Annotated in this window: 1 pseudogene (cut by a window edge); it reads right to left on the reverse strand. The window is 68.3% G+C overall.

Annotation, left to right across the window (positions count from 1 at the left end):
* Positions 1-25,290, reverse strand: a pseudogene (locus AC5Y21_RS07375) (non-ribosomal peptide synthase/polyketide synthase); its annotated part runs 7,230 nt beyond the window's last position; the annotation flags it as partial.

Consider the following 25,290-nt stretch of genomic DNA (forward strand, 5'->3'; position numbering starts at 1 on the left):
TCGAACGGACGGCGCATCGAACAACGCGGTGACCGCAAGGCGGCAATTGAGGGCCGCGTTGATCGCGGCGATCGCGCGCATCGCGGCGAGCGAATCACCGCCGAGGTCGAAGAACGACTCGTCGACGCCGACGCGGTCTACACCCAGCACCTCGGCGAAGATGCCGGCCAGGATCTGCTCGACCAGGTTGGCCGGGGCCCGATATTCGCCATAGGTGTCGTGGGATTCGACTGCCGACGCCACAGCGCTCGCCGGCCGGGTCAACCGCGCCTGGCCGCCCCGCCGGTTCCGTCGGGCGCGGTCACCGGCGGACAGCACATTCGTCGCCGACAACCGCCGCGTCGGATCGGACGTCATGGCCACCAGCACCCGCTTGAATCGATCCATCAGCGTTTCGACGCTGTCCGCGTCGATGACATCGGTCCGGAATTGGACGCGAAGTTCCAGTTCGTTGCCTGGTCCGGCTTGCACCGCAAGCGGGTAGTGGTAATAGTCGCGGCTGCTGAACTCGGTCATGACCAACTCGTGGGGACCGGTCAGCGTGCCGGCGTCGGCGGGATAGTTCTCGAACACGAAAACGGTGTCGAACAGTTTGTCCTGTCCGGTGACACGGTGGATGTCGCTGAGCGCCAGGTGTTGGTGATCCAGTGTGTCGTTGCGGCCAGTTTGCAGTTGGCTCAGCAGGTCGGCTGTGGTGGTTTCCGGTGTGACACGTGCCCGCACCGGCACGGTGTTGATCAACAGCCCCACCATCGATTCCACACCGGCAACCTCGGCCGGCCGCCCCGAGACCACGGTGCCGAATGCCACATCGTTTTGGCCCGTCAGCGAGGTCAGCAGCAACGCCCAGGCGCCCTGCAGCACGACGTTGACGGTCGTGTGCTCCGAGCGCGCCAGCCTGCTGACGGCCCGCGTCGTCTTCGCCGGCACCCGGAATGTTTCAACCCGTCGCGGCCCCGCCAGTGACATCTGCGGCGGCCCGACCAGGGTGGGGGTGTCGAAACCGGCGAACGCCTCGCGCCAGGCCGCCTCGGCGGCAGCGCGGTCCCGGTCGGCCAGCCAGGTCAGGTAGCTGCGGTACGGCGTGGCCACCAGCAGCCGCTCCCCGTGGTAACCGGCGAAAATCTCCTGCAGCAGGATCGGCGTCGACCAGCCGTCCAGTGCGATGTGGTGATTGGTGAGCACAAGCCGGTGCCGATCTGCTGCGACGCGGATCAGCGCCAGCCGGAAGGCGGGCTGGTCGATGAGGTCGCAGACCGCGGCGCGTTCGGCGGCGCACACGCGCTCGATCTGCTGATCGGGGTCCTCGGCGTCCAGTTCGACATACCGCCACGGCGCCACGGGCTCAGCCGGGATGAGCTGCACCGGCTCGTCGAACTGCGGGCAGAACCGGGCCACCAGGTTGGGATGCCGTTCGACTACTTTTTGTACGGCGTCGCGGAGCCGGTGCTGGTCGACCGGGCCGTTCAGCACGATATCCAGCTGCACCGCATACACGTCGTCGCCGGTACCCTGCGCGACGCTGGCGTGAAAGAGCAAGCCCTGCTGTAGAGGAGTCAGCGGCAGCACGTCAGCGATCCGCTGGCCCTGACACAGCTCGTCGATCTGCTGCTGGCTCAGCCGGGCAGGCTCGATATCCGACGGCGTCAACCCGCCGCCGCCGCGCCTGACATGCGCGCAGATGCCCGCGAGCGCGTCAAACCACAACCGGCTCAACCGGCTGACCCGCTCGCCGTCCAGTGCCGAGGGGGCCCATGTCCAGTTGGCATGCAGATTCGGGCCGGCGTCGGTATCGATTGTGCTGGCGTTCAGGTCCAGGGTGTGCATCAGCGGCATCGGGATGGCAGCCGCGGCGCCGGTCAACGACAGGCCCTCCTGGCTGAAACGCCACACGTCACCGGAGGCGTAGGCCGCCGGGGCACCCATGCGCCCCAAATAGTTGAACCCTATCGTCGGGTCAGATCCGGCCAGGTCGACGTCGGGATTCAGATAGCGCAGCACACCATAGGTCAGCGGATCGGGCATCGCCCGCAGCTGCTCTTTGGCGTTCTTGACCACGTCCCCCAACGCCGCCTCACCGGCGACCACTTCCGCCCAGGTCAATTCGACGTCGGGTGCCGCGACATTCAACGCCACCGGGTACTTGGTGGTGAACCATCCCACCGTTCGCGACAACTCCACGTCGTCGCCCAACTCTTCGTGGCGCCCATGGCCCTCGACGTCAATGCTCACCGGCCCGTCGGCAGCACCCAAGAACTGCGCCACCGCCAATCCGAACGCAATCAGCAATATGTCGTGCACCCCGGCATGAAACGCCGCGGGAACCTCACCCAGCAGCATCCGGGTGGTCTCGACATCCAGCGTCTCCGACAGGTACCCGGCCGTGGCGAAGGTATCTGTCGCGGGCTGGACTGCCGGCAGCGCGGCGGGGACCGACGCGACCTGCCGCCAGGTCTCGGCCTGTTCCACCACCGCCGGTGCGTGCGCGTGCTCGACCAACAGTGCCGCCCATCGCTGGAACGACGTTCCGCCTGCCGGTAGCACCACCTGCCGCTGGCTGCGATGCTGCGTCCACGCAATGTTGATGTCCTCCACCACAATCCGCCACGACACCCCGTCGACGGCCAGATGGTGAATGATCAAGACCAGCTGACCCGTCGAGCGCACCCACAGAGCCCTGAGCATCGCGCCGGCGGCTGGGCTCAACCGCGACCGGGCCGCCACCACAGCCTCATCGGACAACACGTCCACCGCGTGCACGCAGCTTTGCGCGTCGACCGACCCCGGCTGAGGCACCCACAGTGACCAGCCCCCGGCGCCGTCCTCGGCACGCAGCCGCAGCATGGCGTGCCGATCCAGCAAGGCCTGCACCACCACCACCACGTCGGCGAGGGTCACTCCCTCGGGAGCCTGCAGCATTACCGTCTGGTTGAACTGGTCAACCGGGCCGTCCACGCCCTGCAGCCAGCGCATGATCGGAGTGGCCGCCACCTCGCCCAGGCCCTCGTCGATCGGGCCATCCGTGCCCCCGACCGTGCTGGCTACCCGGGCCAGCCGGGCCACCGTCTGCTCGACGAAAACATCGCGCGGCCGGCACTTCACACCGGCGATCCCAGCCCGGACCACAACCAGCATCGCGGACAGCGAGTCGCCGCCCAGGTCGAAGAACGAGTCGTCGACGCCCACCCTCTCGAGGCCGAGGACTTCGGCGTAGACCCCGGCCAAAATCTCTTCGACCGAGCTGGCCGGGGCGCGGTAATGATCGTCTTCCTGATAGTCCGGCGCCGGCAGGGCCCGGGTGTTCAGTTTTCCGTTGACCGTCAACGGCAACGCTTCGATGACCACTACCGCGGCCGGCACCATATACGGCGGCAGCCGGTCGGCCAGCGCGGCGCGTATCCCGGCCGGATCCGCCGTGCCGGTCACATAACCCACCAGACGCTTGTCGCCGGGACGATCCTCACGGGCAATCACCGCCGCCTGGTCCACCCCGTCCAGCCCGGCCAGCGCGGCCTGGACTTCACCGAGTTCGATGCGATACCCACGGATTTTGACCTGCTGATCGGCGCGCCCCAGATACCGCAGCTGTCCGTCGGCGCCCCACCGCACCAGGTCCCCGGTGCGATACATGCGTGCTCCCGGCGTTCCCGCGCCGCCGAACGGACAGGCCACAAACCGCGACGCGGTCAACGAGCCCCGCCGCACATATCCGTACGACATCCCGGCACCGGCCACATACAACTCACCGACCACACCCGCCGGCACCGGCCGCAACCATCTATCCAGCACGAAAAACGCCAGATGCGGCAACGGCACCCCGATGGGGCTGACATTGCTGTCGACGTCGCTGTAGGCGATCTCCCGGAACGAGGCATGCACCGTCGTCTCGGTGGTGCCATACATATTGATGAGACGCGAGGATCCGGAATGGTGGTTCAACCAAGTCTCAATGCGCTGGGGCTCCAGCGCCTCCCCGGCGAACACCACGGTCTCGAGCTTGAGCTGTTGTCCCAGCTCAGGAGCCATGGCTCGGCCCTCTTGCAAGGCGGTTTGCAGCGCGTAAAACGCCGAGGGGGTTTGACTTAGGACGCTGACCTGTTCGGTGACCAGCAAGGCGTGGAAGTCTGCCGGTGAACGGACCACCGAATCAGGGACCACCACCAGCCGCCCGCCGCGCAGCAGCGCTCCGAAGATCTCGAACACCGAAACGTCGAAGGCGTACGAGTGCCACTGCGACCACACGCCTGCTGCCGGCAGGTCCGGATCCAGCTTCTCCAGCAGCTGGATCACGTTGTGATGGGTGACAGCCACCCCCTTGGGGACCCCGGTGGTGCCCGAGGTGTAGATCAGGTAGGCAAGGTCATCGCCGGCCGGCGCCGGGGGTGGGGTGCTGGGTTGTCCGTCGACGACGGCTCCGATAGCACCGACATCGATGATCGGCACATCGCACCCCTGTAGCCGCGGGCGCAGATCGGGGGTGGTGAGCGCGGCGATCGGCGCGGCATCGGTCACCACGAACTCGATGCGCGCCTCCGGAACCCCCGGATCGATCGGCAGATACGCCGCCCCGGTCTTGAGCACCGCCATAATCGACACGATCGCCTCAGCCGAGCGGGAAAACAGCAGCGCCACACAGGCTCCCGGACCCACACCATGAGCGGCCAACAGATGAGCCAACCGGTTCGCTGCCTGATCAAGCTCGGAATATGTCATCGAGCGGTCTTGGAAGGTCACCGCCACCGCCTGCGGGACGCGCGCCACCTGCGCGGCGAACAGCTGCGGAATCGACGCCGCCACCGGCGCCGGCCGGTCCAACACCGCCCGGTTGCCCCACTCCGCCAAGCGGGCGTACTCCGGCTCATCGAGCACATCCATCGACGACAACCGCCGCTGCGAATCGGCGGTCATCGCCTCTAGCACCCGCCGCAACCGCTCGATCAGCGTTTCGATGCCCGCCGCATCGAACACGTCGGTGCGAAATTCCACCGTTCCGCCGATCCCGGCCGGCTCACCGGCCTTGGTCCAGCATTCGGAGAGGGAGAACGACAGGTCCATGCGGGCGGTGTGGGTATCCACCGGCAGCTGGGTGACCCGCAGATCACCCAACGCCATGGCGGGATCGCCGGTCCGCCCGGGAGCGTTCTGCCAAGCCAACATCACCTGCACCAGCGGGTGATGGGCCAGGCTCCGGGTCGGGTTGAGCCGCTCCACCAGCACCTCGAAGGGCACGTCTTGGTTGTCATAGGCGGCCAGGCTGCGGGCTCGTACCTGAGCCAGCACCGCGGCGACACTGGGATCGTCGGCAAGGTCGACCCGCAGCACCAAGGTGTTGACGAAAAAGCCGACCAGCTGGTCCAGGGCGGGGTCGCGACGCCCGGCGATCGGGAACCCGACGGCCACGTCAGAGCTGGCGCTGAGCTTGGACAGCAGCACCGCCAAGGCCGCCTGCACCACCATGAAGCAGGTCGCATTGTGCTCACTGGCCAGCCGGGAAACCTGCTGCTGCAGTTCGGCGTCCCAGTCCACGGCCACAGTGCCCCCGCGCTGATCGGCCACCAGCGGGTAGGGCCGATCGACCGGCAGCGCCAGATGCTCGGGCATGCCGGCCAGCGCGTCCTCCCAGTAACGCAGCTGGGTAGCGATGCGGCTGCCGCTGTCATCGAGATCACCAAGCTGGTCGCGTTGCCACAGCGTGTAATCGGCGTACTGCAACGGCAACGGCGCCCAGCCCGGGGCCTGCCCCACACACCGGCTGGCATACGCCACACTCAGATCAGCCACCAGCGGCGTCATCGACCAGCCGTCGGCGGCGATATGGTGCACCAGGCCCACCAGCACATGCTCGTCCTCGCCGACCCGGAAAAGCTTTGCCCGCAACGGGATCTCAATCGCCAGGTCAAAGCTGTGCCGCGCCGCGTCCTCAACGGCTTCCTGCAGCCGGCTTACCGACCATTCGGTCGCATCCACTGTCTCCCAAGCAAATTCGGCCAGCTCGGCGGAAACAATCAGCTGCTGAGGCATCCCGTCGACCGTCGGAAACAGCGTGCGCAGGCTCTCGTGACGGCGCACCACATCGGCCAGCGCCGCTCCCAAGGCGTCGACATCAAGGCGTCCCTGCAGCCGCAACACCACCGCCAGGTTGTAAACCGGTGAGGGCCCTTGCAATTGGCCGATCAACCACAACCGGTTCTGAGCGAACGACAGCGGCATCACCGCGGGCCGTTCGACGAGCGCCAACGGCTCCAGCCCATCGTGGTCTCCGCCCATTCGGAGCGCCAACTGGCTCACCGCGGGCGCGTCGAACACCGCGCGTACCGCAAGTCCGGCATCCAACGATTTGTTGATCGCGGCGACCAGACGCATCGCCGACAGCGAGTCTCCGCCGAGGTCGAAGAACGAGTCGTCGGCGCCGACCCGCTCGACCCCGAGGACCTGGGCGTAGATGCCGGCCATGATCTCCTCGACCGGCCCCGCCGGGGCGCGGTAACGACCGCCGTCGTGATATTCGGGTGACGGCAGAGCGCGTCGGTCGAGTTTGCCGTTGACCGTCAACGGCAGCGCCTCGATGGTCACCACCGCGGTCGGCACCATATACGCCGGCAGCCGCTCGGCCAGTGCGGTACGCGCCGCGTCCGGATCGGCGGTTCCGGTCACATACCCGACCAGACGCTTATCACCGGGCCGGTCCTCGCGGGCGATCACTACCGCCTGATGCACCCCGTCCAGCCCGGCCAGCGCGGCCTGGACTTCACCCAGCTCGATGCGATACCCGCGGATCTTGACCTGCTCATCGGCGCGTCCCAGATACTGCAACTGCCCATCGCGGCTCCAACACACCAGATCCCCGGTGCGATACATCCGCTGTCCCGGTTGTGCCGGTGCTCCCGCACTGCCCGCCTCACCGGACCCGGCGAACGGACACGCCACGAACCGCGACGAAGTCAACCCCGCGCGGCCCACGTAGCCATATGCCAGCCCGGCGCCGGCCACATACAACTCGCCGACGACACCGGCGGACACCGGCCGCAGCCATCCGTCGAGCACAAAAAAGCCGAGGTGAGCCAATGGCACCCCGATGGGACTGGCGGTGCTGTCGACATCACTACCGACGATCTCGCGGAACGAGGCATGGATCGTCGTCTCGGTGATGCCGTACATATTGATCAACCGCGGCCCGCGCGGGTGACTGTCCAACCACGTCCCAAGGCGCCCGGGCTCCAGCGCCTCGCCGCCGAACACCACCGCGTCGAGCTCGAGTCGGCCGGCTTGCAGCGCGGTTTGCAGCGAATAGAACGCCGACGGGGTCTGGCTCAAGATGTTGACCCGCTCCGCGACCAGCAGGGCATGGAAGTCTTCCGGTGAACGCGTCACCGACTCGGAGACCATCACCAGCCGGCCACCATGCAGCAGCGCGCCGAAGATCTCCCACACCGAGAAGTCGAAGGCCAGCGAATGACACTGCGTCCATACCTGATTCGGCGAGAACTCCAAGTCGGCACCGAGCACTTCCAGCAGCCGGGTCACGTTGCGATGCGGGATCGCCACGCCTTTGGGCACACCGGTAGTGCCGGAGGTGTAAATCAGGTAGGCGATGTTGTTCGGGCCCGGAACCGGTAGCGGGGCGCCGGGTTGGCTGTCGACGACGGGGGCGTCGATACCGTCGACGTCGACGATCAGCAGCTCATGCCCGTCCAGCCGGGTCCGCAAATCGGTGCTGGAAATCGCGGCGATCGGCTCGGCATCGGTGAGCATGAACTCCAGCCGCGCGTCGGGCACCGTCGGATCGATCGAAAGATAGGCCGCACCGGTCTTGAGCACCGCCAAGATCGCCGCGATCGCCTCGGCCGACCGGGGAAGGAACAGCGCCACCCGCTCACCCGGGCCCACACCATGCGTGATCAGAAGGTGCGCCAGCCGGTTTGCGGCCTCATCGAGTTCGCGATAGGTCACCGAGTGGCCGTCGCAGGTCAGCGCCACCGCCTCGGGAGCACGGGCAACTTGCGCGTCGAACAGCGCGGGAATCGACAGCCCACTCGCCGGCTGGGTCAACGCCGCCCGATTGCCCCACCTATCCAGCCGAGCGCGCTCATCGGCATCCACCACATCGATCGCCGAAAACCGCCGCGCCGGGTCGGCGACCATGGCCGTCAACACCCGCTGCAGCCGCGCCATCAGGGATTCGATGCGGCCGGTGTCGAACACATCGGTGTCGAATTCGACCCGCAGGCCCAGCTCGGTGCCGGGTGTGGCTTGCAGGGTCAGCGGATAGTGGTTGTATTCGTGGCCGCTGAACTCGGTCACCGCCAACCCGTCTGCGCCGACCAGCGCGGCGCTGTCCACCGGATAGTTCTGATAGACGAACAGGGTGTCGAACAGCTGATCGTGGCCGGTGACCCGGTGGATCTCGCTGAGCGCCAGGTGCTGGTGGTCCAGGGTGTCGTTCTGACGCCGTTGCAGGTCGTCGAGCAGGCCGGCGACGGTGGTGGCCGGGGTGATGGTGGCCCGGGCCGGCACGGTGTTGATCAGCAGACCGACCATCGACTCCGCGCCGGTCACCTCGGCTGACCGCCCCGAGACCGCAATGCCGAACGCGACGTCGTAGTGGCCGGTCAGCCAGGTCAGCAGCTGCGCCCAGGCGGCCTGCAGCACGATGTTGACGGTGGTGTGGCAGCTGCGGGCCAGTTCATTGACGGCCCGGGTGGTCTCGGCGGGCAACCGGAAGGATTCGGTGCCGCGCCGCCCCGGTCCCGTCGTACTCCGCGGGGCGACCAGGCTGGGCGTGTCGAATCCGGCCAGGACTTCGCGCCAGGCGGTGTGGGCGGCGTCGACGTCACGATCGGCCAGCCAGGTGATGAACCTGCGGTAGGAACCGGCGGCGGGGAGTCGCTGCCCGTGGTAGCCGGCGAAGATCTCCTGCAGCAGGATCGGCAGCGACCAGCCGTCGAGCACGATGTGGTGATTGGTCAGAACAAACCGATGCCCGCCGTCGGGGGCGCGGAACAACGCCGCACGGAATGCCGGCTGGTGGGCGAGGTCGCAGACCGCGGCGCGTTCGGCGGCGCACACCCGCTGGATCTGCTCATCGACATCGGTGTCGTCGCTCGCCAGCTCGACGTACCGCCAGGGGACGCTGGGATCGGCGGGAATGACCTGCACCGGTTCGTCGAATCGTTGGCTGAACCGGGCGGCCAGGTTGGGATGGCGGTTGGCCACGTTGTGCACGGCCTCGCGCAGCCGGGCCGGATCCAGGGGGCCGGTGAAGGCGATGTCGAGTTGCATCGCGTAGACGTCACCGCTGCCCCTGCCGCTGCCACTGGTGGCATTGGCGTGGAATAGCAGCCCCTGCTGGAGCGGGGTCAGGGGCAGGATGTCGGCAATCGGGTCGGGTTGGCTCAGCTCGTCGATCTGGTCTTGAGTGAGCCGCGCCGGGGTGATGTCGGACGGGGTCAGGCCGCCACCGCCCTGGCGGACGTGGGCGCAGATGCCCGTCAGCGCGTCGAACCAAAGTTGACTGAGTCGGCTGATCTGGGCGTCGTCCAGTGTCGAGGGCGCCCACGTCCAGGTGGCGTGCAGGGACGGGCCGGTGTCGGAGTCGACGGTGCTGGCGTTGAGTTCCACGGTGTGGTTCAACGGCATCGGTACCGCAGCGGCGGCCGCGGCCAGCGTCAACCCGTCTTGGCTGACCTGCCACAGCTCAGCGACGGTCTGCTGGTCGGTCGTCGCGGCCGCGCCCAGCCGGCCGAGGTAGTTGAACCCGATGGTGGGGTCGGCGCCGGGCAGGTCGATGCCGGGGTTGAGGTACCGCAGCAGCCCATAGGTCAGGCCGTCGGGTAGCGCGCGGAGTTGTTCCTTGGCGTCCTTGATCACCGGGCCCAACGCCGGCTCACCGGCCACCACCTGGCGCCAGCGCAGCCCCCCGACGTTCAACGCCACCGGATACTTCGCGGTGAACCAGCCGACGGTGCGGGACAGGTCGACATCGTCGGCGAGATCTTCGTCGCGGCCGTGTCCTTCGACATCGATGGCGACCGACGCGGCGTTGGCGTCCAGGGTGTCCAGGAACTCCGCCAACGCCAGTCCGTAGGCGACCAGCAGAATGTCTTGCACCCCGGCGTGGAAGGCCGCGGGGACTTCGCCGAGCAGCATCCTGGTCGTCTCGACGTCCAGCGCTGTCGTCAGGTGGCCCGCGGTCGCGTGGGTGTCCAGCTCCGGCTGCGGCGCCGGCAGCGCGGGCGGGGTCTCCAGTACACGTCGCCAGCTGTCGGCCTGATCCACCACTGCCGGCGCGTGCGCCTGTTCATTGAGCGTCGATGCCCACCGCTGGAACGACGTCCCGCCGACCGGCAGTGTCACCGCCGCGCCGCTGCGATGCTGGGCCCACGCGATGTTGAGGTCCTCCAACAGAATTCGCCACGACACCGCGTCGACGGCCAGGTGGTGAACTATCAGCACCAATTGGCTGGTAGAGGCCACCCACAGCGCGCTGACCATCGTCCCCGCGGTCGGGTTCAGCCGGGACCGGGCCGCCGCCACGACCTCGTCGGACAGCGCGTCCACCACCTGCAGGCATGAGCCGGCATTGACCGCACCAGCCTCCCCCGTCCGCAGCAGCCGGCCGCCGGCGCCGTCGGTGACGCTGGGGTCGACGCGCAGCCGCAGCGTGGCGTGTCGGTCCAGCAGCGCCTGCAGCACGACCACCACATCGGCGTCGGTCACCTCCGCCGGAGCTTGCACCACCATCGTCTGGTTGAACTGGTCGACGGGGCCGTTCACGTCGTGCAGCCAACTGATGATCGGGGTCGACGCCACCGGTCCGACGCCCTCGTCAACCGGGCCGGCGTCGCTGCCGACCACCCCGACCACCTGGGCCAGTCTGGACACGGTCTGCTCGACGAAAATGTCGCGCGGCCGACACAGCAGTCCGGTCGCGCGGGCGCGGGCCACCACCTGCATCGACAAGATGCTGTCGCCACCGAGGTCGAAGAACGAGTCGTCGACCCCCACCCGCTCGAGGCCGAGGACTTGGGCGTAGATGCCGGCCAGGACCTCTTCGACCGCGTCCGCCGGGGCGCGGTACCGATTGACGTCCTGATATTCCGGTGCGGGCAGGGCGCGGGTGTCGAGTTTGCCGTTGATCGTCAACGGCACCGCGTCGATCACCATGACCGCGGCCGGGACCATGTACGGGGGTAGCTGGTCGGCCAACGCGGCCCGTATCCCGGCCGGGTCCACCGCTCCGGGCACCGCTTCGGTGACGTAGCCGACCAGGCGTTTGACCTGGGGGTGGTCTTCGCGGGCGATCACCACCGCCTGCCCTACGCCATCCGCTGCGGCCAGAGCGGCCTGAACTTCGCCGAGTTCGATGCGGTAGCCGCGGATCTTGACCTGGTCGTCCGCGCGGCCCAGATACTGCAGTTGCCCGTCAGCACGCCAACACACCAGGTCGCCGGTGCGATACATGCGCTGTCCCGGCGCTTCCGGGCACGCCACAAACCGCGCTGCCGTCAAACCCGGCCGGCCCACATAGCCGGCCGCCACGCCGCGACCGGCCACGTACAACTCGCCGACCACGCCGGCCGGCACCGGCCGCAACCACTCGTCGAGGACGAACAGCGACGCGGTCGACACCGGCGCACCGATCGGCACCGCCCCCGGCGTCCCCACCCGCAGCGGCGCGCTCATCGACGCATACACCGTGATCTCGGTGGGGCCGTAGGCGTTGATCACCACCCGCCCGGGCGCCCACTGCTCCACGACTGCGGCCGGGCAGGCTTCACCGCCCAGCAGCAGCGCGACCGACTCCAAACCTTCGGGGGAAAGCGCCGCGACCGCCGACGGGGTCTGGGTGAGCACGTTGACGTCCTCGCTGACCAGAAGGGCATGCAAGTCGTCCGGTGAGCTGGCTACCGATTCGGGCACCACCACCAGTCGCGCCCCGCCGAGCAGCGCGGCCCAGATCTCCCACACCGAGAAGTCGAAGGCATAGGAATGGCATTGCGTCCACACCTGCGCCGCAGGCAGGTGTTCGGGCGACGACTCCGCCAGGTGCGCCAGATTCTGATGGGTGACGGCTACGCCCTTGGGGACACCGGTCGTGCCCGAGGTGTAGATGAGGTAGGCGATGTCCTCGGGGGCCGGCGCCGGGAGTCCGGTGCTGGGTTGGGTGTCGATCGCGGGAGCCCCAAGATCACTGACGTCGATGACCCGCAGATCGCATCCCGTTAGGCGGCCGGCCAATCCGACGGTGGTGATCGCGGCGATCGGCGCGGCATCGCTCAGCATGAACTCGAGCCGGGCCGACGGTATCGCGGGGTCGATCGCCAGATAGGCCGCCCCGGACTTCAGCACCGCCAACATCGCCACGATCGCTTCGGCCGAGCGTTCCAGCAGCAGAGCCACGCAGTGGCCCGGGCCCGCGCCGTGGCCGGTCAACAGGTGGGCCAATCGGTTGGCGGCCTCGTCGAGCTCCCGATACGTCATGGAGCTGCCGTCGTAAGTCACCGCCGCCGCCTGTGGGCAGTGGGCGACCTGCGCAGCGAACAACTCGGGAACCGACATCGGCGGGGCTGCGGGCGGGCTCAACGCCGCCCGGTTGCCCATCGCGTCGATGCGGGCACGCTCCTCGGCGTCGAGCAGGTCGATCGATGACAACCGCCGGCCCGGGTCGGCCGTCATAGCGGTCAACGCCCGCTGTAGCCGTGCGATCAGGGTTTCGATGCTGGCCGGGTCGAAGACGTCGGTGCGGAATTCCACCGTTCCGCCGATCCCGGCGGGCTCACCGGCCTGGGTCCGACGTTCCGACAAGGACAAGCTCAGGTCCATGCGGGCGGTGTGGGTGTCCACCGGCAGCTGGGTGACCTGCAGATCGCCCAACGTCAGCCCGGCAGGTTCGTTGCCGTCGTGTCCGGGAAGGTTCTGCCATGCCAACGCCACCTGGACCAGCGGGTGATGGGCCAGCGACCGGGTGGGGTTGAGCCGCTCGACGAGCACTTCGAAGGGCACGTCCTGGTGCTCGTAGGCGGCCAGGCTTCGCCGTCGCACCTGGGCCAACAACTCGGCCACAGTGGGATCGCCGGCCACATCGACCCGCAACACCAGGGTGTTGACGAAGAACCCGACCAGCTCGTCCAGGGCGGGGTCGCGGCGCCCGGCGATCGGGAACCCCACCGCCACATCGGAACTGGCGCTCAACTGGGACAGCAGCACCACCAGCGCGGCCTGCATCACCATGAAGGTGGTCGCGTTGTATTCGGCGGCCACCTCGCGCACCCGCTGCTGCAACTCGACGGGCCAATCCACGTCCATCGTGGCGCCGCGCTGATCGGCGACGGCCGGGTAGGGCCGGTCGGTCGGCAGCTGCAGGCGTTCGGGCATGCCCGCCAGCTCGTCGTGCCAATAGGCCAACTGCCTGGCGATGGAACTGTCGGCGTCGTCGATGTCACCGAACTGGGCGCGCTGCCACAGCGTGTAATCGACGTACTGGACCGGCAATTCGGCCCACCGTGGGGCTTGCCCCGCGCACCTACTGGCGTAGGCGACACCCAGATCGCGCAGCAGCGGGGCGATGGACCAGCCGTCGCCGGCGATATGGTGCACCACACCCGCCAAGACGTGCTCGTCCTCGGCCACGCGGAAAAGCCTTGCCCGCAGCGGGATCTCAGTAGCCAGGTCGAATGCGTAACGTGTCGCGGCGCCGACGGCCTCTGCCAACCGGTCCTCCGGCCAGCCGGCGACGTCCATGACATCCCAACCGAAGTTGGCCTGGTCTTGCGCGACGACCAGCTGCCGGGGTATCCCCTCGACCGCGGGGAACAGCGTGCGCAGGCTCTCGTGGCGGGCCACCACGTCGGCCAGCGCCGCACCCATCGCGTCGGCGTCCAGTGCTCCGCTGATCCGAAGCGCTGTCGCCATGTTGTAGACCGGCGACGGCCCCTGCAACTGGTCAAGGAACCACAGTCGGGATTGGGCGAACGACAACGGAATCACCGCGGGCCGCTCGCCGGCCAGCTTCGGCTCCAGGGGCTCCAGGCCGCCGCCCCCCGCGCCGATACGAGGCGCCAACTGGGCCACCGTGGGTGCTTCGAACACGACGCGCACGGCAAGGCCGGTGTCCAGGCCCGCGTTGACCGCGGCGACCAGGCGCATCGCCGACAACGAATCGCCGCCCAGGTCGAAGAACGAGTCGTCGACGCCGACCCGCTCGACGCCCAGGACTTGGGCGTAGATGCCGACCAGAATTTCCTCGACGGCGTTGGCCGGGGCGCGGTACTGGGCGGCGTCCTGGTATTCCGGTGCCGGCAGGGCGCGAATGTCGAGTTTGCCGTTGACCGTCAACGGCAGCGCGTCCATCACCATCACCGCGGCCGGGACCAGGTAGGCGGGCAGCCGCTCGGCCAGCGTGCTGCGGATCTTGGTGGGTTCGGCGGTCCCGGTGATGTAACCGACCAGGCGCTTGTCGCCGGGGCGGTCTTCACGGGCGATGACCACCGCCTGCTCGACGCCGTCCAATTCGGCCAGCGCGGCCTGGACTTCACCGGGCTCGACGCGATACCCGCGGATCTTGACCTGTTCGTCGGCGCGACCCAGGTACTGCAGCTGCCCATCGGCACCCCACCGCACCAGGTCCCCGGTGCGGTACATGCGGATACCGGGCGCTCCCGGGCCTCCGAAGGGGCACGCCACAAAGCGCGACGCCGTCAAATCTGCCCGGCCGACATATCCGACGCCCACGCCGCGGCCGGCGACGTACAACTCACCGACGACTCCGGCCGGAACCGGCTGCAGCCACTCGTCGAGGACAAACAGCGCGGCCGTCGATACCGGTGCACCGATCGGCGCCGCCTCGGGCGACCCCGCTCGCAGCGGCGCGCTCATCGACGCATACACCGTGATCTCGGTGGGGCCGTAGGCGTTGATCACCACCCGCCCGGGCGCCCACCGGTCGACCACCTCGGCCGGACACGCCTCACCGCCGAGCAGCACCGCCACCGACTCCAAACCCTCTGTCGGAAGCGCGTTTACCGCCGAAGGGGTCTGGGTGAGCACGTTGACCTGCTCACTGATCAGCAGCTCGTGGAAATCGTCTGGGGAGCCGGTGACCGACTCGGGCACGACCACCAGCCGACCACCGCCGAGCAGCGCGGCCCAGATCTCCCACACCGAGAAGTCGAAGGCATAGGAATGGCATTGCGTCCATACCTGCGCGGCCGGCAGGTGTTCGGACGATGACTCGGCCAAGTGCACCAGGTTCTGGTGGGTGATGGCCACACCTTTGGGGACACCGGTGGTGCCCGAGGTGTAGATGAGGTACGCGACGTCATCCGGGGCCGGCATCGGCAACGCCGTGCTGGGCTGGCTGTCCACCGCGGCACCACCGATGCCAACGATCAGCAGGTCATGGCCCTCCAGCCGCGATCGCAGCGCGGCCGTGGTGATGACCGCGGCGGGCGCGGCGTCGGTGAGCATGAAGTCGACCCGCGCGTCGGGCAGTGCGGGGTCGATCGACAGATACGCCGCTCCGGTCTTGAGCACCGCCAGCATCGCCACGATCGCGTCGGCGGAACGTTCCAACAGCAGCGCCACGCACTGACCAGGGCCGGCTCCCTGAGCCGCGAGCAGGTGGGCCAGTCGGTTGGCGCTTTCATCGAGCTCGCGATACGTCAGTGCGCGGCCGTCGAAGGTCACCGCCACCGCTCCGGGGGCGCGGTTCACATGATCGGCGAACACCATCGGTACCGACACCGGCGCCGGTCCGGGCCGAGTCAGCACCGCCCGGTTGCCGATCTCGTCGAGACGGGCGTGCTCGTCGGCGTCGAGCAGGTCGACCGTAGACAGTCGCCGAGTCGGATCGGCCGTCATTGCCGCCAGCACCCGCTCCAGCCGCGCGATCAGGCCTTCGATGCTGGCCGCGTCGAACACATCGGTGCGGAATTCCACCATTCCGCCGATCCCGGCGGGCTCACCAGCCTCGCTCCACAGTTCGGACAAGGAGAAGCTCAGGTCGATGCGGGCGGTATGGGTGTCCACCGGCACCTGGGTGACGTGCAGGTCATCCAACGCGAACCCGGCCCCGGCACCGCCGGCGTGCCCGGGAACGTTCTGCCACGCCAACATCACCTGGACCAGCGGATGATGGGCCAGGCTCCGGGTGGGGTTGAGCCGCTCCACGAGCACCTCGAAGGGCACGTCTTGATGTTCATAGGCAGCCAGGCTGCGGCGTCGCACCTGGTCCAGCAGCTCGGCGACGGTGGGATCGCCGGTGAGATCGACACGCAACACCAAGGTGTTGACGAAAAACCCGACCAGCTCGTCCAGGGCAGGGTCGCGGCGCCCAGCGATCGGGAACCCCACCGCCACATCGGAACTCGCGCTGAGCTTGGACAGCAGCACCGCCAGGGCGGCCTGCATCACCATGAAGCTGGTCGCGTTGTGCTTGGCTGCCAGTTCGCGTACCCGCTGCTGTAACTCGACGGGCCAGGCCACGTCCGCAGTGGCGCCAACCTGATCGGCGACCGTCGGGTAGGGCCGGTCGGTCGGCAGCACCAGCCGCTCGGGCATCCCGGTAAGCGCGTCCTGCCAATAGGCAAGCTGGGTCGTGATACGGCTTTGGCTATCGGCCAGATCACCGAACTGCGCGCGTTGCCACAGCGTGTAGTCGACATACTGCACCGGCAACGGCGCCCACTGCGGGGCGTGTCCCGCGCACCGGCCGGCGTAGGCGACACCCAGGTCGGCCACCAGCGGGGTGATCGACCAGCCGTCGGCGGCGATGTGGTGCACCACCGCAACCAGCACGTGCTCGTCCGCACCGACGCGGAAAAGCCTTGCCCGCAGCGGGATCTCGGCGGCCAGGTCGAAACTGTGGCTCACGGTTTCCTGGATGGCCTCGGCTAGTTGGGCCGCGGACCACGCGGCGGAATCGACGACCTGCCAGCCGAAGTCGGCTCGCTCGACCGGCACGACCAGCTGCTGCGGTATGCCGTCGGTCGCCGGAAACAGTGTGCGCAGGCTCTCGTGGCGACCCACCACATCGGCGAGCGCAGCCCCCAACGCGTCGGCATCCAGGCGCCCATCCAGTCGCAGCGCCACCGCCATGTTGTAAACCGGTGAGGGTCCCTGGAACTGGTCGATGAACCACAACCGGGACTGGGCAAACGACAGCGGAATCTGCGCGGGCCGATCGCCGGCCAGCTTTGGCGCCAGGGGCTCCAGCCGCCCTTCATCCCCACCGATACGGGGCGCCAACTGCGCCACCGTCGGCGCCTCGAACACGGTGCGCACCGAAAGGCCGGCATCCAGACCGGCGTTGACGGCGGCGACCAGGCGCATTGTCGACAGCGAATCCCCACCCAGGTCGAAGAATGAGTCGTTGACGCCGACCCGCTCGACGCCCAGGACCTGGGCGTAGATGCCGGCCAGGATCTCCTCGGTGGGGCTGGCCGGGGCGCGGTACTGAGCGGCGTCCTGGTAGTCGGGTGCCGGTAGCGCGCGGACGTCGAGTTTGCCGTTGACCGTCACCGGCAGCGCCGCCACCACCACGACCGCCGTGGGGACCATGTAGGCCGGTAGCCGCTCGGCGAGCACGGTACGCAGCCTGACCGGATCGGCTGTCCCGGTGATATAGCCCACCAGGCGCTTGTCGCCGGGGTGGTCCTCGCGGGCGATCACCGCCGCCTGCTCCACCCCATCCAGCGCGGCCAGGGCGGACTGAATTTCACCGAGTTCGATGCGATACCCGCGGATCTTGACCTGCTCGTCGGCCCGGCCCAGGTAGTCCAGTTGCCCGTCGGCACGCCACCGCACCAGATCGCCGGTGCGATACATGCGCGCCCCGGGCATGCCGAACGGGCAGGCCATAAACCGCGACGCGGTCAACCCAGAGCGGCGCCAATACCCGATTCCCACACCGGCACTGGCCAGATACAACTCCCCAACCACACCCGCGGGCACCAGGCGCAACCACTCGTCGAGCACAAAGAACGCCGCCCATGCCACCGGCGCCCCGATCGGCGGGGACCCCGATCCCGCCGCCAGCGGTGCGCTGGCACACAACCACATCGTGGTCTCGGTCGGGCCGTAGACGTTGACCATCACGCGCCCCGGCGCCCAGCGATCCACCAATTCCGGCGGGCAGGGCTCCGCACCGATCACCAACGCCGCCGCATCCAGGCCTTGCACCGGCAGCACCGCCACCGCCGAGGGCGTCTGGGTCAGCACCGTGACCTGTTCACGCACGAGCAAGGCGTGGAAGTCTTCCGGGGAGCGGGTCGCCGAGTCGGGCACCACCACCAACCGCCCGCCATACAGCAGCGCACCCCAGATCTCCCACACCGAGAAGTCGAACGCATACGAGTGGAACTGCGTCCACACCTGCCCCGGCTCCAACGGCACCCCGATCTGCAGCGAGTTGAACAGCTGCGTCACGTTGCGCTGGGTGACCGCTACCCCCTTAGGCAACCCGGTGGTACCCGACGTGTAGATGATGTGGGCCATCTCGTCCGGGGCCGGCGCGGGCAACGCTGTGCTGGGCTGCGCAGCAACGGCGGGGTCGTTCACGTCGAGCACCAACATCCGGTGCCCATCGAACCGGTCGACCAAATCAGTGGTGGTGACCGCGGCTATGGGCGCGGCGTCGGTCAGCATGAACTCGACCCGGGCCGCCGGCAACGCCGGGTCTATTGGGAGATAGGCCGCACCCGTCTTGAGCACCGCCAAAATCGTCACGATCGCCTCGGCCGACCGGGGGAACATCAACGCCACCCGCTCGCCCGGGCCCACCCCGTGACCGGCCAGCAGGTGCGCCAACCGGTTCGCCGCTTCCTCCAGCTCCTGGTAGGTCCACGAACGCTCGCCGCAGACCAGCGCGACCGCCTCAGGGGCCCGGGCCACCTGTGCACCAAATAACTCCGGCACCGATGCCGTCGCCGGCAACTTAGTCAGCACCGCCCGGTTACCCCACCGATCCAGGCGGGCGCGCTCATCGTCATCCAGCACATCCATCGACGACAGCCGCCGGGCGGGATCGGCGGCCATCGCCACCAACACCCGCTCCAGCTGGTTGATGAGCGTTTCGATGAACTCGGCGTCGAACACGTCGGTGTCGTATTCGAGGCGCAGGCCCAGTTCGCTGCCCGGCAGAGCCTGGATTGTCAGCGGGTAGTCGGTGGATTCGCGGCTGGCGAACTCGGTGATGGCCAGCCCGTCGGCGCCTGCCAATGCGGTGGTGTCGACCGGGTAGTTTTCGAAGGCGAAAAGGGTGTCGAACAGTTGGTCGTGGCCGGTGATCCGATGGATCTCGGTGAGCGAAAGGTGTTGGTGCTCAAGCGTGTAGCTGTGCGCGCTTTGCAGCTGATCCAGCAGGTCGGCGGTGGTGGTTGCGGTGGTGATATGCGCGCGGACCGGCACCGTGTTGAGTAGTAGCCCCACCATCGCGTCGGCGCCGGGCACCTCGGCCGGCCGCCCCGCGACCGCGACGCCGAATGCGACATCGTGGTGGCCGGTCAGCCACATCAGTATCTGCGCCCAGGCGCCCTGCAGCACGGTGTTGACGGTGGTGTGCCGCGAGCGCGCCAGTTCGTCAAGGCCCCGCGTGGTCTGCTCGGAGATCCGGAACGACGCAACGCCTCGCGCGCCGAGCATCGACCCCTGCGAGGGGCCGACCAAGGTGGGGGTGGCAAAACCCGCCAGCACCTCGAGCCATGCCGCGCGCGCGGCATCGAGGTCGCGATCGGCCAGCCAGGCGATGAAGCTGCGATACGGCGCGGCCGTCGGCAGCCGCTGCCCGTGATAGCCGGCGAATATTTCCTGCAGCAGGATCGGTAGCGACCAACCATCGAGCACGATGTGGTGATTGGTGAGCACGAACCGGTGCTGGTCTGGTGCGGTGCGGATCAACGCCAGCCGAAAGGCGGGCGGATTGGCGAGGTCGCAGACGGCGGCGCGTTCGGCGGCGCAGAATTGCTCGACCTGCTGATCGGCGGCTTCGACAAGATCGTGGCCGTCGGCAACATCGAGGCCGTCGACAAGATCGAGATAGCGCCACTCCACCACCGGGTCAGCGGGGATGATCTGCACCGGTTGGTCGAACTGGTCGCAAAATCGCGCCGCCAGGTTTGGATGCCTATTGACCACCGCGTGCACCGCATCGTGTAGACGGTCCCGATCCAGCCGACCGCTTAACGTGATGTCGAGTTGGGCCGCATACACATCGCCTGATTCGTGCCCAGCGCTGGCGTGGAACAGCAGCCCCTCTTGCAGCGGAGTCAGCGCCAAAATGTCTGCGACGTCGTACTGCCCGCACAGCTCGTCGATCTGCTGCTGGCTCAGCGCGGCGGGCGCGATATCCGACGGCGTCAACCCGCCCCCACCGGCCCGCACGTGTGCGCAGATGCCGGTCAGAGCGTCGAACCAGAGGCGGCTGAGTCGGCTGACCTGCTCGCCATTCAGCGCCGAGGGCGCCCAGGTCCAGTTCGCGTGCAGGTGTGGGCCGGCATCGGTGTCGATGGTGCCGGCGTTGAGTTCGACGGTATGCGCCAGCGGCATAGGCACCGCCGCGCTGGCGCCGGTGAGCGACAGACCTTCCTGGCAGATCCGCCACACATCACCGGACCCGTCCCCGGCTGCTGCGCCGCCGAGGCGCCCCAGGTAGTTGAATCCGATCGGCGGGTCGGATCCGGCCAGGTCCACGTCGGGGTTCAGGTAGCGCAGCAAACCAAAGGACAACGGATCCGGCAGGGCGCGCAGCTGTTCCTTGGCGTCTTTGACCACCGCCCCCAGCGCGGCTTCGCCGGCCACCACCTGCGCCCAGGACAGGCCACTTCCAGGCCCCCCGACATTCAAAGCCACCGGGTATTTGGTGGTGAACCAGCCCACGGTGTGCGACAAGTCCACGTCGGAGGCCAGTTCCTCGTGGCGCCCGTGGCCCTCGACGTCGATCCCGGCCGGACCGCCTTTGCCGGAAAACTCCGCCAACGCCAGCCCGAACGCGATCAACAAGATGTCGTGTACTCCGGCATGGAACGCAGTCGGCACCTCACTGAGCAGCATGCGGGTGGTTTCGACGTCCAGCTCCGCCGCCAACTGCCCAGCCGTGGCAAACGTATCCGAATCGGGCTGCACCGCCGGCAACGTGGCAGGGGTCGCCGCCACCTGTTTCCAGGCGTCCGCCTGGTCGACGACGTCCGGGTGTCGCGCGTGCTCAGCCAGCAGCGACGCCCATCGGGCGAACGACGTCCCCCGCGCCGGCAACGCCACCGGCTGCCCGCTGTCATGCTGGCTCCAGGCGATATTGAGGTCATTCAGCAAAACTCGCCACGACACCCCGTCGACCGCCAGGTGATGGATGGTCAACACCAGCTGGCTGGTCGACTCGACCCATACAGCGCTGAGCATCGCCCCGGCGCCAGGGTTCAACCGCGACCGCGCCGCCACCAACACCTCGTCGGACAACACGTCCACCGACCGCAGACACCCGGCCGCGTCCACCGTCCCCGCCTCGGGCACCAGTAACGACCAACCGCCGGCGCCGTCGTCATCGACGCGCAGCCGCAGCGCGGCATGCCGATCCAGCAGTGCCTGCAGCACGACCACCACGTCGGCCTCGGTGACCCCCGTGGGGGCCTGCACCAGCACCGTCTGATTGAACTGGTCAACCGGACCGTCGACACTTTCCAGCCACCGGATGATCGGGGTGGCCACCACCGGCCCGACACCCTCGTCGACCACGCCAGACGCGTCGTCGGCCACACCGGCCACGCGGGCCAGCCTGGCCACGGTCTGCTCGACGAAAATGTCGCGCGGCCTGCACACCAACCCGGCGGCACGCGCGCGCGCCACCACCTGCATGGCCGAAATGCTGTCCCCACCCAACTCGAAGAACGAGTCGTCGACCCCGACCCGATCAAGCCCGAGCACCTCGGCGTAAATGCCGGCCAGGACCTCCTCGACCGCGTCGGTCGCGGCGCGGTAACGGTCGGCGTCTCGGTACTCCGGCGCCGGCAGGGCGCGGACGTCCAATTTGCCGTTAGGGGTCAATGGCAGCGCGTCGATCGCCACCACGGCGGCCGGCACCATGTACGGGGCAAGGCGCTCGGCGAGCTTCGCGCGGGCGGTGGCCGGCTCTGCGTTGCCGGTCACGTAACCGACCAGGCGCTTGTCGCCCGGGCGGTCCTCGCGGGCGATCACCACCGCCTGCTCGACCCCATCCAGGCCGGCCAGGGCCGCCTGGACCTCGCCCAGCTCGATGCGATAGCCACGGATCTTGACCTGCTCATCAGCACGGCCCAGATAGTCCAGCTGCCCATCGGCTCGCCAACACACCAGATCCCCGGTGCGATACATCCGGTGCCCCGGTGCCCCCGGTGCTCCCGCGAACGGACACGCCACGAACCGCGACGCCGTCAATCCCGCCCGGCCCACGTACCCGTCGGCGACACCATGGCCGGCCACATACAACTCACCAACCACGCCCACCGGCACCGGCCGCAACGAGCTGTCGAGCACGAACAACGCGGCCCCCGGCACGGGCGAGCCGATCGGGACCCCCGAGCCGGGGGTCAAAGGCGCACTGATCGCCACACACATCGTGGTCTCGGTGGGGCCGTAGGCGTTGATCATCACCCGACCGGGCGCCCACTGATCGACCACCTCGGGCGGGCAGGCCTCGCCGACCACCACCAACGCGGCCGAATCCAAACCCTCACGCGGCAAAACCCTTACCGCGGAAGGGGTCTGGGTGAGCACGTCGACCTGTTCGCGAACAAGCAAAGCGTGGAAGTCGGCCGGCGAGCCCACAACGTCTTCCGGTACGACAACCACCCGCCCGCCACGCAGCAGCGCGCCGAAGGTCTCCCACACCGAGACGTCGAAGGCCAACGAGTGACACTGCGGCCACACGCCCGCTGCCGGGAGCCCGGCATCGAGCGACTCCAGCAATTGGGTCACGTTGCGGTGGGTGATCGCCACCCCCTTGGGCACGCCGGTGGTGCCCGAGGTGTAGATGAGGTACGCGACGTCATCGGGGGCCGGTGTCGGCAGTGCGGGGGCGTCCATCGGCGAGGTCTCGATATCACCTATATCACCGACGTCGATGACGACGAGCAGGTCATAGCCGTCCAACCGGCTCGCCAGATCGGTACTGGTGATCGCGGCTGCCGGTGCGGCATCGGCAACCACGAACTCCATCCGCGCCGCGGGCACTGCCGGGTCGATCGGCAGATACGCCGCACCGGCCTTCAACACCGCCAGCATCGACACGATCGCCTCGGCCGACCGGGCAAACAGCAGCGCCACACACTGCCCCGGACCCACGCCATGGCTGACCAACTGGTGTGCCAACCGGTCAGCGGCCGCATCGACTTCCCGATAGGTCCACGAGCGCTCGCCGTCGCTGATCGCCACCGCCGCCGGGGCGCGGACCACCTGCGTAGCAAACAACGCCGGAATCGACACGGCAGAAGGTGCCGCCGCGCTCAACACGGCCCGGTTGCCGATCTGGTCCAGGTGGGCACGCTCACCGGGGTCGAGCACATCGATCGACGACAAGCGCCCGGCCGTATCGGCGGTCATCGCCTCCAGCACCTGCCGCAGCCGCCCGATCAGTGCGTGGATGCTGGCCGCATCGAAGACGTCGGTGCGGAACTCCACCGTCCCGCCGATCCCGGCGGGCTCACCGGTCGCGGTGAAACGTTCCGCCAGCGAAAACGACAGATCCATGCGGGCAGTGCGAGTGTCCACCGGCAGCTGGGTGACCTGCAGATCGCCCAACGCCAACCCGGCTGCCGCGTCACCAGCAAAGTTCTGCCAGGCCAACGCCACCTGCACCAGTGGGTGATGGGCCAACGATCGGGTCGGGTTGAGCCGCTCCACCAGCACCTCGAAGGGCACATCTTGATGCTCATAGGCGGCCAGGCTGCGGGCTCGCACCTGCGCCAACACCTCGTCCACGCTGGGGTCGCCGGCCAGATCCACCCGCAACACCAGCGTGTTGACGAAGAACCCGACCAACTCATCCAGCGCCGGATCACGACGCCCGGCGATCGGGAACCCCACCGCCACATCGCTGCTGGCGCTCAGCTTGCCCAGCAACACCGCCAGCGCGGCCTGCATCACCATGAAGCTGGTCGCGTCGTGCTCACCGGCCACCGCGCGCACCCGCTGCTGCAGCTCGGCCGGCCATTCCACCGCCACCGTGGCGCCCCGCTGATCCGCCTCCAGCGGATACGGTCGATCAGTCGGCAACGCCAGCCGCTCGGGCATTCCGGCCAACGCCTGCTGCCAATAGGCGAGCTGTTCGGCGATACGGCTATCGCCATCGTCGAGATCACCCAGCTGGCCGCGCTGCCACAGCGTGTAATCCACATACTGCACGTCCAGCGGCGTCCAGCCCGGCGCCTGCCCCGCGCACCGGCTGGCATAGGCCACCCCCAGATCAGCGACCAGCGGGGTGACCGACCAGCCGTCGGCGGCGATATGGTGAGCCACCGCGACCAGCACGTGCTCATCCTCGGCCCGACGGAAAAGCGTTGCCCGCAAAGGGATCTCGGTGGCCAAATCAAACGTGGCGCGGGCCGCAGCGCCGACGGCCTCGTCGAGGCGGGCGTCCGCCCAGTCGGTGGCGTCGATCACCTGCCAGCTGAAACCGGCCCGCTCCACCGGGAGAACCACCTGCCGGGGAACCCCGTCAACCTCGGCAAACAGCGTGCGCAGGCTCTCATGACGGCCCACCACATCGCCCAGCGCCGCACCGAGGGCCGCCACGTCCAGGAGCCCACCGATCCGAAGTGCGGCCGTCAAGTTGTAGACGGGTGAGGGGCCCTGCAACTGGTCCAGGAACCACAGCCTGGACTGGGCAAACGACAACGGCACTACCGGCGGCCGCTCGACAGCCACCAGTGGCTCCGGTCGACTCTCATCCCTGCCGATGCGGGGCACCAGCTGGGCCACCGTGGGCGCCTCGAACACGGTGCGCACCGCAAGGCCGGCGTCCAACGACTTGTTGATCGCGGCGATCAGGCGCATCGCCGACAGCGAATCCCCACCCAGATCGAAGAACGAGTCGTCCACACCGACCCGGCCCACACCGAGGACCTGCGCGTAGATATTGGCCAGAATCTCCTCGACCGGGCTGGCCGGGGCGCGGTAACTGTCGCCCACGTAATCCGGCGCCGGTAGGGCGCGGGTGTCGAGTTTGCCGTTGACCGTCATCGGCAGCGCGTCGATCACGACCACCGCGGCTGGGACCATGTAGGTCGGGAGTCGCTCGGCCAGCTGGGCGCGGATCTGGGCCGGGTC

The sequence above is a fragment of the Mycobacterium sp. NGS41 genome (assembly GCF_059812725.1).